Below are 14,982 nucleotides of genomic sequence, written 5' to 3' on the forward strand. Positions count from 1 at the left end.
TTTACTAAACTTTTACGAGTTATTCAACTGATTTAGGATCTACCTTGATACCAGCGCTCATCGTGCTGGAGATAAAGACACTCTTCATATAGGTACCCTTGGCAGCAGCCGGCTTCAGCTTGATAATAGTCTGCAAGAACTCTTTTGCATTCTCGAAAATCTGCTCGGGAGTGAAAGAAACCTTACCGATTGAGGCGTGTACAATACCTGCCTTGTCAACCTTGAAGTCAATCTTACCTTGCTTTACTTCCTTGACTGCCTTAGCAACGTCCATAGTAACAGTACCGCTCTTGGGGTTAGGCATCAAGCCACGAGGACCCAATACACGTCCGAGAGGACCTAACTTACCCATGCATGAGGGCATTGTAATAATCACATCAACATCAGTCCAACCCTGCTTGATCTTCTCGATATACTCGTCAAGACCAACGTGGTCGGCGCCAGCTTCCTTAGCAGCAGCTTCCTGATCGGGAGTACAGAGAGCGAGGACACGTGTAACCTTACCAGTACCATTCGGCAGTGATACAACACCGCGAACCATCTGGTTAGCTTTACGCGGGTCAACACCCAAGCGTACATCGATATCGACAGAAGCATCGAACTTAGTAGTGGTAATTTCCTTTACCAGCTCTGCAGCTTCTTTCAAAGAGTATGCTTTCCCTGCTTCAACCTTATCAGCTACCAACTTTTGATTTTTTGTCAGTTTACTCATTTTCTTAATTGAAGTTATTTGTTATTTAACCAGGGAAGTCCCCTTTAACAGTGATACCCATGCTTCTAGCTGTACCAGCAATCAGCTTCATAGCTGACTCAATTGTAAAGCAGTTCAAATCGCTCATCTTATCCTCAGCGATTGCACGTACCTGATCCCAAGTAACGGTAGCAACCTTCTTACGGTTAGGCTGAGCAGAACCACTCTTCACCTTAGCGGCCTCCAGTAACTGTACGGCAGCAGGGGGAGTCTTGATAATGAAGCTAAAAGACTTGTCTGCATAGTATGTGATAACAACAGGAAGAATCTTACCTGCCTTATCCTGGGTTCTGGCGTTGAACTCTTTGCAGAATCCCATAATGTTAATACCCTTCGAACCCAGTGCAGGTCCTACGGGAGGAGAGGGATTCGCAGCGCCACCTTTAATCTGTAATTTGATTAATCCAGCAACTTCTTTAGCCATTTCTGTTTATTAATATTTATTGATTGTTATATAAGCCGCAGGAGTGGAAGCCTCCTATGACCGTATATAGAACAGGTGTACCGTAACATTTACACCTTATTCTTTCTCAACTTGTGTAAAAGCCAACTCCAAAGGAGTCTTACGTCCGAAGATCTTTACCATCACCTTCAGTTTGCGCTTCTCTGCGTTAACCTCTTCGATAACGCCACTGAATCCACTGAACGGCCCATCAGTAACCTTGACTGTTTCATCAACACTGTATGGGATATTAACCTCAGCACTTTCTATTGTCGTCTCCTCGGCTGTACCCAGAATGCGATTGATGTCCGACTGACGTACGACCTGAGGATTATCCATTCCACCAAGGAATCCTAAGACATTAGGAATAAAGCGAAGCATATGGGCAACCTCACCTTGGAGATGAGCTTGAACAAGCACATAACCCGGAAGGAAGAGCTTCTCCTTGATAACACGCTTTCCATTACGGAGCATGGCATATTTCTCTGTTGGAAGAAGGACTTCACCAACGTGACTTTCGAGCACATCATTATGCTTCTTTGCAGCATCGATGAACTCTTTAACTTTTCCTTCTTTTCCACTAACAGCACGTAGAACGTACCATTTCATCTCTGAAGCCTCTGCCATCTTCCGTTCTATTCTTTAGTTAGGATAAACTGAACTCATGACTGCCTTGAACGCAACGTCCATCAGCCATACTACTATTGCAATAATAAGCGAAGCAGACAACACAACCACTGCACTTTGTGTCAGTTCCTTATAGGTTGGCCAAGTCGTCTTGTGCGCAAGCTCTTCATAGCAAGCTTTGCAATAATTGATGAATGTCTTAAAAATCTTCATACTATCTTCTTTCTTAGCACGGGAAGGAGGACTCGAACCCACGACCCTCGGTTTTGGAGACCGATGCTCTACCAACTGAGCTATTCCCGTATAAAAGCCCCCACCCATAAGCGGGGGCTATTTTATTTAGTTGAGTGTATTGCGAATAATCGCAATCTATTGAACAATTAGTCTTCGAACACCTCAGTGATCTGACCAGAACCAACGGTGCGACCACCTTCGCGGATAGCGAAACGCAGACCCTGGTTCAGAGCAACAGCGTAGATCAACTCAACAGTGATCTCTACATTATCACCAGGCATTACCATCTCAACACCTGCAGGCAGAGTGATCTCACCGGTGCAGTCCATAGTGCGGAGATAGAACTGGGGACGATACTTGTTTCCGAATGGTGTGTGACGGCCACCCTCTTCCTTCTTCAGGACATAGATAGAAGCCTTGAACTTCTTGAAGGGCTTAATCTGACCCGGATGGCAAAGTACCATACCACGCTTGATTTCGTTCTTGTCGATACCACGGAGCAGCAGACCTACGTTATCACCAGCCTGTCCCTCATCAAGGATCTTACGGAACATCTCAACACCAGTAACAACAGACTTCTTGTCTTCACCCAGACCGAGGAGCTCAACTTCATCACCTACGTGGATAACACCAGTCTCGATACGACCAGTAGCAACAGTACCACGACCAGTAATTGAGAACACGTCCTCAACAGGCATCAAGAAGGGCTTGTCGGTAGCACGAGGAGGCTCCTGAATCCAAGTATCACAGGTATCCATCAGCTCCATTACCTTCTGCTCCCACTTCTCAACACCGTTCAGTGCGCCGAGGGCAGAACCACGGATGATAGGAGTATCGTCCTCGAACTCATACTGAGCGAGAATCTCCTGAACCTCCATCTCTACGAGTTCCAGCATCTCCTCATCCTCAACCATATCACACTTGTTCAGGAACACAACCAGACGGGGAACGTTTACCTGACGAGCGAGCAGAACGTGCTCACGAGTCTGAGGCATAGGACCGTCAGTAGCAGCAACAACAAGGATAGCACCATCCATCTGAGCAGCACCAGTTACCATGTTCTTCACATAGTCGGCGTGTCCCGGGCAGTCAACGTGAGCGTAGTGACGCTTAGCTGTCTCGTACTCAACGTGAGCGGTGTTAATGGTGATACCACGCTCCTTCTCCTCAGGAGCATTGTCGATCTGGTCGAAAGACTTAACCTCAGAAAGACCCTGCTTAGCCAGTACAGTAGTAATAGCAGCGGTCAGAGTAGTCTTACCGTGGTCAACGTGACCGATAGTACCAATGTTTACGTGCGGTTTGGTGCGCACAAAATTCTCTTTAGCCATAGCTTTTCTTTGTTTATTGTTTTATTAAATGAATTATTCCGATTTAAATCGTTTTCACTAACGTTTTGAGCTGTTACTGAGATTTGAACTCAGGACCTCTTCCTTACCAAGGAAGTGCTCTACCACTGAGCTATAACAGCGAGCATTGAGCGGAAAACGGGGCTCAAACCCGCGACCCCCAGCTTGGAAGGCTAGTGCTCTATCAACTGAGCTATTTCCGCAACATTAACTTCCTCTTTTGGAAGTGGGTGGTGATGGATTCGAACCACCGAAGTCGAAAGACAACAGATTTACAGTCTGCCCCATTTGGCCGCTCTGGAAACCACCCTCAATGTTTTTGCCTCGTCTCAGCCTTTTATTGGCCTCGTCCTTCCGAGCCTCTTGTCGGATTCGAACCAACGACCCCGAGATTACAAATCACGTGCTCTGGCCAACTGAGCTAAAGAGGCATTTAAGCATCCGCTCCCCGATGGAGTCTGAATGTCGGAAAGCGGATGCAAAGGTAGGCATTATTTTTGAATTACCAAAACTTTTCGAGATTTTTTTTATCTATTACGCATTTTTTCCTTCATTTTCTGTAGCTGGACCTTCATAGAATCAACACAAAGGTCCACACTTTCCTCAAATGTATCGCTCACTTTCTCAACAAAAAGCGTTGATCCAGGAACGGACACATTCAGGCTGACCTCCTTATTTTGTGCCGTAGCTGGCTTTACAACCTTACACTGCACTTCGACGGTTTTGATGTCTTCAAAAGTTTTTTCCAACTTGGCGACCTTTTTTTCGATGAACGCCTCGAGTTTCTCAGTTGCGTCAAAATGAATTGACTGAATCTTAATTTCCATAGTTACCTCCTATTTTTTAGGGTAAATAATAAGGTTAAGCCCTTGGATGGGCATTCTCATATACTTTTTTTAGTTGTTCAAATGTCGTGTGGGTATAAATCTCGGTTGTGGCAACACTCTCATGACCCAAGAGCAGCCGTACACTCTCCAGCCCGGCTCCGTTGTTTAACATGGCTGTCGCGAAGGAATGCCGCAAAACATGAGGCGACTTTTTCTTCAGCGTCGTCACCAGTGAGAGACACTTCTTCACAATCATCTCTACCTGGAAACGACTCATCCGCTGACCTTTGTCACTTAGAAAGAGTGCATCATCAGCTGGATTGACAAATTTTTGGTTCCGATGCTCGATATAGGTCTTCAAAGCACTTTCGAGTTCTTGCCCGAAAGGGACTATCCGCTGTTTGTTGCGCTTACCAGTGACTTTCAGCTGACGGGTTGCAAAGTCAATGTCATTATCTTTCAGTCCAATCAACTCAGCCAAACGGATTCCTGTCTCATAAAATAATATAATAATAGTACGCGCGCGAAGATCTTGATAGGTATCGCTCCACATTTCCGAAACGTCTATCAACCGATCCATTTCATCTTCACGTACAAACTGGGGAAGTGGCTTTTGTTTCTTAGGACCTTTAATGGCATAGGCAGGGTCACGTGACACCAAGCGACGGCTCATCGCAAAACGAAAAAAGGAACGCACGGCACTCAAACAGTTATTCACTGTTGATGCCATGTCGCCTTTATCCATCATACTCTCCATCCAGTCACGGATGATATCCGAGTCTACCGACTCCCACGAGAGATGACTATCTCGATTTTTGAAGTACGACTCAAAGTCTCTCAGACTTCGCTCGTAGGTGCGCACCGTTAACTCCGAACGGTTTCGCTCATAACGGAGGTAGTTTAAGAATTCTTTCGTCATATTCATTCGTTGCATCTCTTTTTCGGCAACGAATTTACAACTTTTTCTTCAAACCACCAAATAATTCCGTGATTTTTTTACTCTTCAGTGGCGCGCAACTTCTGTACGTAAATAGCGTGCTCCATCTTCAGGCGCTTGAGTACAGAAGGTTTGTCGAACTGCTGGCGTGCACGGAGTTCCTTGATGACACCGGTCTTTTCAAACTTTCTCTTAAACTTCTTGAGGGCCTTCTCGATGTTCTCGCCTTCCTTTACTGGTACGATAATCATGTTCTTTCTTGATTTTAAAATTTTACGTTAAACTTATGCCTTCGGGCACAGGTGCCACGAAAAGCGGGTGCAAAGTTACAACATATTTTGCAACCCACCAAATTTTTCCATCGTTTTTTCTTTACCAAGGTGTTGTTGACTGTCTCAACCACGCTTTCTCATCTTCGTCCAGATAAGGCGAAAGACGCTCATAAACCATGCTGTGGTAGTCGTTCAACCATTGTATTTCCTCTGGTGTCATCATCTCTTTTATCACTGGTGACAAATCAATTGGACAAAGGGTCAATGGGGCAAACTTCAGGAATTGTCCACATTCTGTCTTGTCTGCAGGCACGACAAGCAGAACATTCTCTATCCGGACCCCGAATCGTCCCTCCAGATAGACACCTGGTTCATCAGTTACTGTCATACCCTCACGCAACTTTGCCGGACGCCACTCCATGCGTATCTGATGAGGTCCCTCATGTACATTCAGATAACTCCCCACCCCATGACCTGTACCATGCAGATAGTTCAAACCTGCTTTCCACAAGTCTTGTCTGGCTACAGCATCCAGTTGGGTACCACTCGCCCCGTCAGGGAAGTGAAGATTCTGCAATTGCAGATGACCTTTCAGAACCAGGGTATAGACCCTTCGCTGTTCCTCGGTCAGCGGTCCCAGCGCTATAGTACGGGTAATATCCGTCGTGCCATCTTGATATTGCGCTCCACTGTCAATGAGCAACAAGCCCTTTGCTTGCAACTCCACATCTGTTTCCGGGGTAGCCTCATAGTGGACGATAGCCCCATGTTCCTCATAGCCAGCTATAGTGTCAAAGGAGAGGCCCCGATAGAGTGGTTGTTCCGCACGCAATGACTCCAACTTGTCGGAAACGGAAATCTCCGTCAACTTCTCTTTACCGATTCGCTCATCCAACCATTTCAGGAATTTAACCAAGGCGATGCCGTCACGCAGCATCGCCGACCTAAAACCCGTCAGTTCCCTTTCATTCTTTATAGCCTTCAAGGCAGGAATAGGCGATGCTTCCCTTACGATATGACGCGTTACCTGCTGATAGAGCGTATAACACACTTCGTCAGGGTCAAGCAGGATATTGTATTCGAAATAGCCTTTCAGTCCTTGAACGATTTCTGTGTATTCAGCCACCTCAACGTCTTGGCTCTTCAGATAGGAAAGCACCTCGTCCGACACTTTTTCCTTATTAATATACAGCGTGGTCTTATTAGATGCTATCAGCAAGTAGGAAACAAACACCGGATTGCAATGCACGTCACTGCCTCGCAGATTAAGCGTCCAGGCTATCTCATCCAATGCCACCACCAACATTCCATCAGCATGTAGCTTGCGGAGAGCTTGACGAATGCGATGAATCTTCGATTTTGCCTCTTCGCCAGCGAATTCAATAGGCTGTATCACGACAGGGTTCTGAGGTATCGCCGGACGGTCCTTCCATATCCGCTGTAAAGGGTCGAAGTTAGTACGCACGGTGATGCCACCCCTACGCTTCACTTCCTCTTTCAACTGTTCCACGTCAGCTACAGAAGTGACCGAACCATCTACTCCTATTTCCTTGTCTCTCATATCAGTCAATTCGCCGGATATCCACTCACGAATAGTAGGTGTTCCATCCACTTTTCGCTTCATCAACTGAAATTCCGTCCCTTTGAGTTGCTCTTCCGCTTGAATGAAATAGCGCGAATCCGTCCATAGTGCTGCACTTTTCAGCGTTACCACGGCAATACCGGCTGAACCAGTAAAGCCACTAATCCACTCACGACCCTTCCAATGGTCCGCCGTGTACTCACTGTTATGAGGGTCACTGGTAGGAAAGATGAAAGCACTGAGGTGCTCGCGTCGTAATTCTTCTCGTAAAAGCGCTAAACGCTCTCTAATCATTGCCTTATCCATCACGTTTTGTCATTTCCACTTTGCAAAGATACACTTTTTCAGAATAAATAACAAATAAATTTCCATTTCACAACGGTCAATTCACAATTATTTTATAACTTTGCAGCACAAAGAATAGATAATTATAATAATACAACGAATTATGGCATTTTTAACTAACGACAAACTGACCATCGTCGGCGCAGCTGGCATGATCGGTTCAAACATGGCTCAGTCTGCCCTGATGATGGGTCTGACAAGTGAAATCTGTCTCTACGACGTATTCTCTCCCGAGGGCGTTGCAGAGGAAATGCGCCAGAGTGGCTTTGACAATGTGAACATAGTAGCCACCACCAATGCCGAAGAGGCATTCAAGAACGCTAAGTACATCATTTCTTCCGGTGGTGCACCTCGTAAGGCTGGCATGACCCGTGAGGACTTGCTGGCTGGTAACTGTAAGATCGCTGAGGAACTGGGACAGAACATCAAGAAATACTGCCCCGACGTAAAGCATGTTGTTATTATCTTCAACCCTGCTGACCTGACTGGTCTGGTTACCTTGCTTTATTCAGGTTTGAAACCCGGACAGGTTACCACACTGGCTGGTCTGGACACCACTCGTCTGCAGTCTGCACTGGCCAAGAAGTTTGGCGTAATGCAGAGCGAGATTGAGGGTTGTGCTACCTATGGTGGTCACGGCGAGCAGATGGCTGTATTCGGTAGCCACGTTACCATCAAGGGCCGCAAGTTGACCGATATCATCGGCACCGCAGAATTCCCCGCTGAGGAGTGGGAGCAGATGAAAGTTGACGTCACCAAGGGTGGTGCCAAGATCATCGAGCTTCGCGGACGCTCTTCTTTCCAGAGCCCCTCTTACCTCTCCGTAGAGATGATTCGTGCCGCTATGGGTGGTGAGGCTTTCCGCTTCCCCGTAGGAACATACGTTAAGACTGACAAGTACGACCATATCATGATGGCTATGAAGACCACTATGACTGCTGAGGGTGCCAAGTACGAGATTCCTCAGGGCACTCCCGAGGAGAACGCCAAGCTCGACCAGAGCTACGAGCACCTGTGCAAGATGCGTGACGAGTTGGTTACACTGAACATCGTTCCCCCCATCTCAGAGTGGAACAAGATCAACCCGAACTTGTAATTCAAGATCAACTACAAATAAAAAGCCCGTCATTAACGACGGGCTTTTTCGTTTATACCTTTATTTTTGTCCGAACGCCTCGGACTCCTAGTCCGAACGGCACGGACTAAGAGTCCGAAGCCTACGGACTAACGGGTAGCCTTTAGAAGAAAAATATTCGACTCCAACCATGAGAGGAACTGGTCCCAATCGTAAGGCAACACAGTATGTCCCCCCGCTCGTGTATGATACGCAATACCATCTTTTTGATACAACAGATATACCGGCTTTGCACCCTCTGCTCCCAAAAATTCACCACGAGGGTCAGACCAACGGTCATCCGAAGCACTAGAGATATACACAAGACGTGGTGCTATCATTGCAATTACTTCATGTTGGTCAAAAGGCATAAACTGCTCACGACCGGAGAATTGTTTAAAATTACCACAGAACCAATAAGGAAGAATCGTGTTTACAGACTCTACCGTCTCTCCTATTCCGCGTCGCGACAATGCAGCACCACAACAACCAGACTGTGCTGCAATGACTGCCGCAAAACGCTGATCTGTAGCACCTGTCCACAACGCGACCTTCCCTAAACGGGAATGTCCCATCACCACAATCTTTTCTCCGTCTACTTGATTGTCCGTCTGCAGATAGTCCATAGCCTTGCTTGCAGCCCATGCCCAAGCAGCTATACTTCCCCACTGGTCTGGATCAGGATACATCTGACCTTTTCTGTAAAAGTATGGGATAATGCCCTGCTGGTAAGCAAGTGTTGTATTGGGGTTGTCAGGACATACATCTTGATAATAGAAGGTTGCCAGTCCCACACCACTACCAAGAAGTTTCTTTAATGGCCATTCCGTTGCATTTTCGATTTGCTCATTCCGTTTGAAGGATAGACCAAGTATAACAGGCATCTTACCCTTTGCAGCATTCGGAAGAAATAATTGTAGATTGAAAGAAGGGCCATCGATATCATCTGTCATACAAATTTTGATGGACTTTCTAACAGCTTTTCCCCCAAAAGCGTTATGTTCAACAACTTCCACCCTATGTGGGAAAGGTTGGTTTGCAGCCTTAGGAACACGGCCATACATATATGTCGTCAGCATCTCCATCAGCTCTGGCCTCCTTTTCTGCTCCCATTCCGTGACAGTGGTCACTATACTGCCATCCAAATAGCATAACGGATCGGGCAAGGTATACTCAGGAATAAGATTCTCATCATAAACAGCCGTCTGAAAGAAATAGTTGAAATCCTTCTTGACAGGTTGTACAGCCTGAGCCTCACAGAGACTGCAGACAGCCAACAACCACAATCCTATTATTTCGCGAATCATCATTGCCTGGTTAAAGATGTTGCCACGGAATTAGCATCAATCCCGTGGCAACCATATATACATCAGTTTAGTTCTTATACTTTATATAACGAGAATCCTCTACATTGTTGGGATTCTGGATCAAATCTGAGTTTGCACTCAGATCGGTATTAGAAATCCACCACAAGTGAGTCTTACTAGGAACGAATTCCAACGGAAGCACCTGGTTATAGCCCATCTTATTGTACTTCTGAACAAAATAGCCCACGCGTTTGCCCAAACGGTCTGTACGGAGTTCGTCGAAATAGATGACTCCCTCACCGATAAACTCGCGTCCGCGCTCCTGGAAAATGGCCTCGTCGACAGCATCAGCATCACTTGAAATGCTGCAACGCTCATCATTCTGCCAAGTGGCCTTAGCAATAGCAGCTGTCATTGCAGGTAAGCCGGCACGTTGATGAACCTTGTTGAGATAAGTCAGAGCTGTAGCCTGATCACCTAAGCAGTTCATTATCTCAGCATAATCCAACAATACCTGCGCATAGCGCATTACCATAAAATTGTTGCCTGAGCGCAATGCGGAACGTGCCTCCTTGGAAAAATCATGAACTTTAATGTTACCAGGACAGCAACTTCCCCAACCCAAATGACCTTTCAAGGAGCCCTTGTCTACATCAGGGTCAAAGATGCAATGTACAGTATTACCACCTTTGCTATACGTTCCCTCTGAGATAAGCACCTTTAGTCGCTGGTCTGCTGCATCATAACTCTTCCAAGCTTCTACGGAAGGACCTGTACGCAGATAGTAATAACTACCACCACCACCTGTCGAGATGGTCTTGCCGAATGAAACGAATTCCTCAGGATAAGTAGAATCGGCAAACATACCAAAGTTTTGGTGCATACCATTCTGCTGACCATTCAAAGTTGAGAACTGAAGTTCTACTATAGATTCCTTATTATTACGGGCATTGTCGCCATTCAGCGAACACCAGAGGTTCCCAAAGTCAGACTCCAAGTCATAAGCATTTGACTGTATAACCTTCTCACAATACTCCTTAGCCTTTTTCAACAATTCCTTGTCAAAAGTGGTATAGCCTCCAGAACCTGCCATAGAAGCACGATAGAGATAGAGATTAGCCAGATAAGCCTGGGCTGATCCCTTAGAGAAACGCCATACATCATAACCATTGGTGCCCCGTACGGGAAGATTTTCCTCTGCATACTCCAAGTCCTCAATGATGAATGCATAAGTATCATCCAGACTTGCGCGTGGGAAGCTAAGATTGTCAATACTGGTGGTAACAGTTTTGATGATAGGAGCTCCACCATAGATACGGGCTATTAGGTAATAAGCACCTGCTCGCATGAACTTTGCTTGAGCAATGGCTCGCTTTTGCAGGGTCGGTTCCATGTTGGCAGCCTCAAACTGTGCAATCACATTATTTGCACGATTGATACAGGCCATGCCCTTTGTCCATATAGCAGTGAATGTTCCTGCATTGTTGGCCTGGTTTTGGTATTTCCAAGCATTGATGTCGTTGATGTTGTTCTTATTACCTTCACGGTTGGGCTGTCCATAGTCTGTGCAACCTTCCAGGCGCATAAACGTACCTCCATCATTGTAAATAGAACGGAACGAGTTATATACCGTGTTTAAAGCAGAGTTCAACTGTTCCTCATTCTGATAATACGAAGCTGGATCAACGAACGTATAAGGTTTCTCCGTCAAGTCGGTACAACCGCTAAGCATGGTTGCGCCAAGGAGTCCTGCTGCAATATATTGATATAGTTTCATAATAATTATTCTTTTAAATTGATTCAACATACTAGAGTTTCAAGTCAACACCAAAGATGATAGCTTTAGCCCATGGGTTTGATATATCACCATTAACAGGGTTGTATCCACGATGATTTGCAAAGGTAACAAAATTCTGGAAGTTCAGATTAACCTTCAAGCCCTTGATTGTCTTAACTTTCAACAACTTTGTAAAATCATAGTTCAACTGGATATTTTTCAGAATAAAATAACTCCAGTCACCGTTAGTACGATCCGAAAGATAGGTACCATGAGAACCTGCTGCAGGGAATTCGCCATCAGGATTCGTAGGACTCCACATGCGCTCATAAGCATAGGTAGAGGGCAGATACATACGCTCCTGAATATTATTCTCACCCCAAAGCAAGTAACTTCCATTATCAGCATAACTCAGAGCCCATTCTGTACCATTGTTGCCACTGCTCTCTGCACCAGCAATAGAGGCATATTTGAAACCTCCCTGTCCATAGATATTAATTGAGAAGTCTTTATAACCTGCGCTAATATTCAGACCATAAAAATGTTTAGGCTGAACAGAACCAATGCAGATATAGTCATTCAAGCCTATACTTCCATCACCGTCTATATCCTCGTACATCTCATCACCCAACTGTGCGTTAGCTGTTGTCTTGGGAGCATACTGCTTGTACCAGTCTAACTGCTCCTGAGTCTTGATGATACCAAGCGAATGGCGTGCATAGAGTCCGTCAACAGGTTCACCAACGACCAAACGACGATCTAGTCCTGTACCGTCTGAGCGAAGGATAATCTCCTTAGTCTCTACACCACTGACGTTGTAGAGTTCTTTGATCTTATTCGTGTTATACGACCAGTTAACGCTAGCATCTACAAACCAGTCCTTGTTCTTGAAGATTGTTCCACCAACGGTCAACTCCCAACCCTTATTCTGCGTAGCACCTACGTTGCTCAGCAAGGTAGAGAAACCCGTTTCACGAGGCAGGGGCACCTCGTAAAGCAATTTATTGGTATCACGGATATAATAGTCGAAGTTGATATTGAAACGATTGAAAAGACCGATATCAATACCGAAATCCCACTGATTGGTACGCTCCCACTGCAGGTCAGGATTGGCCAACTTGGTCTGGGCATAACCAGTCAACTCAGCATTGTTATAGACATAATTAGTTGCACTGCCCGAGCTCTCCAATACGGCCAGCGACTTGTAGTTACCAATTTCCTGGTTACCAGTTACACCAAAGCTGGCACGAACCTTCAAATCACTGAGCACATCCTTGATGTTCTTCATGAAGTTCTCCTCAGTAGCTCGCCATGCAAGACCCACAGAGGGGAAAAAACCCCACTTCTTATCCTCACCAAAGCGTGACGATCCATCCCAACGGGCCGTTGCAGTCAGCATATAACGGTCAGCATAAGCATAAGTAACACGACCTGTATAAGAGATTAGGCGGTTGCTATAGCGCGTAGAACTCGGGGTATAAGTGCTCGTCTCACCCTTTGTGATATCCCATGCGCCCAACTGGTCGAGCGTGAAGCCACGTGCAGAAACGCCTGTGCTTTGGTAGTCATAGTCCTGCCACGAGTAAACACCGGTTGCTGTAAAGCGGTGAACATCCCACTGCTTGCTATAGGTTAGGATGTTTTCCATCAGTCGGCTGGCACCTTTATTCCAAGAATGACCACCATTACCGGCTTTACTAGCCATGTTACCTACGAGTTTGCTAGTATTGTAGCTATAACCGCGATTGATACGAGTATCGTATCCGATGCTGAGGCGATACGTTAATTCAGGCAAGATCTTTGCCTCAGCAAATGTATTGATGATAACACGGGTTGTATTGGTACGACTAGTGTGCTCGGGGAAATCAATCAGTGGATTCCATGCATCAGAAATATAAGGATTCGTAGGAACCACAAGATTGCCATTCTTATCGTAAGGAGAGTCTGTTGCCCAACCATAACGAGCAGCATTACTTACTGCATTATCCTCTGCATTGCGAGTAGAATAGGTGAACTGAACACTACCGCCAACCGTCAACCACTTGTTGAACTGATGACGCAGATTGGTATGCATGGAGAACTTCTCATAGCTCTGTGTCTCAACCAAGCCATCCTGCTTGTAATAGCCACCTGACAGCATATAATCAGTACCATTAGCACTACCGTCGAAGCTAAGATTGTAGTTTTGCAGCCAGGCATTGTCACGCAGCAGTAAATCTTCCCAATCTGTGTCTGCGGCAGGGTTTGTCGTCCAAGAAGTATCACCATTGGGGAACGGAGCCTTTGATGCATCGTTGTTATAGTTCGTATAGGCAGCATTCATAAAGTTAATGAAGTCCTGACCTTTCACAATGTTTAATTTACGGCCTGGCATCTGCGTTCCTACTGATGCATTGAATGTCAAGTTCTTACGGCCTGCGCGTCCAGACTTGGTGGTAATCATTATAACACCATTAGCGCCACGTGAACCATAGATAGCAGTAGAAGAAGCATCTTTCAGCACCTCCATCGACTCAATGTCAGCTGGATTAATGTCGCTAATATCACCATCACCCATTAAGGGAAAGCCATCAACAACATACAACGGAGCATTGCTGGCATTGATAGAGCTGGAACCACGAATACGGAGCTGAGGACTTTCACCAGGCTTGTTGTCATTAAACACAGCAACACCAGCAGCCTTACCTTGCAGGGCTTCCAATGCATTACCTGTTACATTAGCCATGATGGCTCCTGTTTTGACATTAGCAGTAGAGCCCGTCAAATCCGACTTCTTCATCGTTCCATAGCCCACAACCACAACATCATCCAATCCTAAGACATCTGGTTCCATCTTGACACTCATCAAACCCTGACCAGCTCGTACAACCTGAGTCTTGTAACCGGTGTAGGAGAACTGAAGCTGTTTGCCTTCTGCACCCTGAACTGAGAAGTCGCCATTAACATCCGTAATGGCACCACCATAAGCACCGACGATTTTTACGGATACGCCTATCAGAGGCTCACCGTTCTCGTCCACCACATTACCTTTAACTGGCTTGGCTTGCTGCTGGGCAGCTGCCTGAGGAGAGGGAGTAACATCATTAGTCGCCATAGCTCTTGTCGGCGTCAACAGAAATGCTACCAAACCAAAAGCCATACAGGTCTTAATAGTTTTTTTCATTTTTGTTAAGTTTTAGTTAATATTAGTAGTATAACGTTAAATAGACGCATAGGGTGTAATATTGTCACCATTTCGCCGAAAAATATTAGGAGTTCGTTGATATTTTTTCCCTATGAACACTTTTCTACCTACCTTTGCATTATCATAACAGACAGATTTTTTCATTTGCATAAGCATTAGTTAGTAGTTTTTTCATAGTAATTGGATAATAGTGAAGGTTTTAACACTTATGAAGAAGGCTCGTCGTGATGACGA

The 14,982-nt window shown here is 45.7% G+C and carries 13 protein-coding genes and 5 tRNA genes; 1 reads left to right on the top strand and 17 read right to left on the bottom strand.

Annotation, left to right across the window (positions count from 1 at the left end; genetic code table 11):
• Positions 1-19: 19 nt before the first annotated feature.
• The 14 genes from rplA to BLU47_RS09060 form a co-directional block, all read right to left on the bottom strand.
• On the bottom strand, positions 20-712 hold the full coding sequence (gene rplA / locus BLU47_RS08995; RefSeq protein WP_091961470.1) for a 50S ribosomal protein L1: 693 nt from the start codon (positions 710-712) through the stop codon (positions 20-22).
• A 25-nt stretch (positions 713-737) separates the two neighbouring features.
• A complete protein-coding gene (gene rplK / locus BLU47_RS09000) occupies positions 738-1,175 on the bottom strand; it encodes a 50S ribosomal protein L11 (protein WP_091961471.1) in 438 nt (145 codons plus the stop codon).
• Between the two features lie 96 nt (positions 1,176-1,271).
• Positions 1,272-1,820: a transcription termination/antitermination protein NusG gene (gene nusG, locus BLU47_RS09005; protein WP_091961474.1), complete on the bottom strand. Its 549-nt coding sequence runs from the start codon at positions 1,818-1,820 to the stop codon at positions 1,272-1,274.
• Between the two features lie 15 nt (positions 1,821-1,835).
• The gene (gene secE, locus BLU47_RS15280; RefSeq protein ID WP_143025519.1) at positions 1,836-2,033 is read right to left on the bottom strand and encodes a preprotein translocase subunit SecE; all 198 of its coding nucleotides are present in this window, start codon (positions 2,031-2,033) and stop codon (positions 1,836-1,838) included.
• 17 nt (positions 2,034-2,050) lie between these two features.
• Positions 2,051-2,123, bottom strand: a tRNA-Trp gene (locus BLU47_RS09015).
• Between the two features lie 77 nt (positions 2,124-2,200).
• Positions 2,201-3,385 carry an elongation factor Tu gene (gene tuf / locus BLU47_RS09020; protein WP_091842969.1) on the bottom strand — a complete coding sequence of 395 codons (1,185 nt, stop codon included), beginning with the start codon at positions 3,383-3,385 and terminating at the stop codon, positions 2,201-2,203.
• 68 nt (positions 3,386-3,453) lie between these two features.
• Positions 3,454-3,525 (bottom strand) — tRNA-Thr (locus tag BLU47_RS09025).
• 8 nt (positions 3,526-3,533) lie between these two features.
• Positions 3,534-3,606, bottom strand: a tRNA-Gly gene (locus tag BLU47_RS09030).
• 24 nt (positions 3,607-3,630) lie between these two features.
• Positions 3,631-3,713, bottom strand: a tRNA-Tyr gene (locus tag BLU47_RS09035).
• 47 nt (positions 3,714-3,760) lie between these two features.
• A tRNA-Thr gene (locus tag BLU47_RS09040) sits at positions 3,761-3,834 on the bottom strand.
• A 96-nt stretch (positions 3,835-3,930) separates the two neighbouring features.
• Positions 3,931-4,230 carry a ribosome hibernation-promoting factor, HPF/YfiA family gene (gene hpf / locus BLU47_RS09045; RefSeq protein WP_091961481.1) on the bottom strand — a complete coding sequence of 100 codons (300 nt, stop codon included), beginning with the start codon at positions 4,228-4,230 and terminating at the stop codon, positions 3,931-3,933.
• Positions 4,231-4,264: 34 nt separating this feature from the next.
• Complete coding sequence (gene xerA, locus BLU47_RS09050) at positions 4,265-5,155, bottom strand: site-specific tyrosine recombinase/integron integrase (protein ID WP_176780529.1); 891 nt, start codon at positions 5,153-5,155, stop codon at positions 4,265-4,267.
• A 71-nt stretch (positions 5,156-5,226) separates the two neighbouring features.
• The gene (rpsU, locus tag BLU47_RS09055) at positions 5,227-5,418 is read right to left on the bottom strand and encodes a 30S ribosomal protein S21 (RefSeq protein WP_091961488.1); all 192 of its coding nucleotides are present in this window, start codon (positions 5,416-5,418) and stop codon (positions 5,227-5,229) included.
• Between the two features lie 121 nt (positions 5,419-5,539).
• Positions 5,540-7,315 (bottom strand): aminopeptidase P family protein, encoded by a 1,776-nt coding sequence (locus tag BLU47_RS09060; RefSeq protein ID WP_091961780.1) that lies wholly within the window; start codon positions 7,313-7,315, stop codon positions 5,540-5,542.
• A 154-nt stretch (positions 7,316-7,469) separates the two neighbouring features.
• Between BLU47_RS09060 and BLU47_RS09065 the strand changes: the two genes are divergently transcribed.
• A complete protein-coding gene (locus tag BLU47_RS09065; protein ID WP_091961491.1) occupies positions 7,470-8,462 on the top strand; it encodes a malate dehydrogenase in 993 nt (330 codons plus the stop codon).
• Positions 8,463-8,590: 128 nt separating this feature from the next.
• Here the strand turns inward: BLU47_RS09065 and BLU47_RS09070 are convergent, their stop codons facing one another.
• The 3 genes from BLU47_RS09070 to BLU47_RS09080 form a co-directional block, all read right to left on the bottom strand.
• Positions 8,591-9,790 carry a glucuronyl esterase domain-containing protein gene (locus BLU47_RS09070; RefSeq protein WP_255402136.1) on the bottom strand — a complete coding sequence of 400 codons (1,200 nt, stop codon included), beginning with the start codon at positions 9,788-9,790 and terminating at the stop codon, positions 8,591-8,593.
• A gap of 64 nt (positions 9,791-9,854) precedes the next feature.
• A complete protein-coding gene (locus tag BLU47_RS09075) occupies positions 9,855-11,564 on the bottom strand; it encodes a RagB/SusD family nutrient uptake outer membrane protein (RefSeq protein WP_176780521.1) in 1,710 nt (569 codons plus the stop codon).
• A gap of 31 nt (positions 11,565-11,595) precedes the next feature.
• On the bottom strand, positions 11,596-14,727 hold the full coding sequence (locus BLU47_RS09080) for a SusC/RagA family TonB-linked outer membrane protein (RefSeq protein ID WP_091961498.1): 3,132 nt from the start codon (positions 14,725-14,727) through the stop codon (positions 11,596-11,598).
• Positions 14,728-14,982 lie beyond the last annotated feature (255 nt).

It is taken from the genome of Prevotella sp. tc2-28 (genome assembly GCF_900107705.1).
Taxonomy (GTDB): domain Bacteria; phylum Bacteroidota; class Bacteroidia; order Bacteroidales; family Bacteroidaceae; genus Prevotella.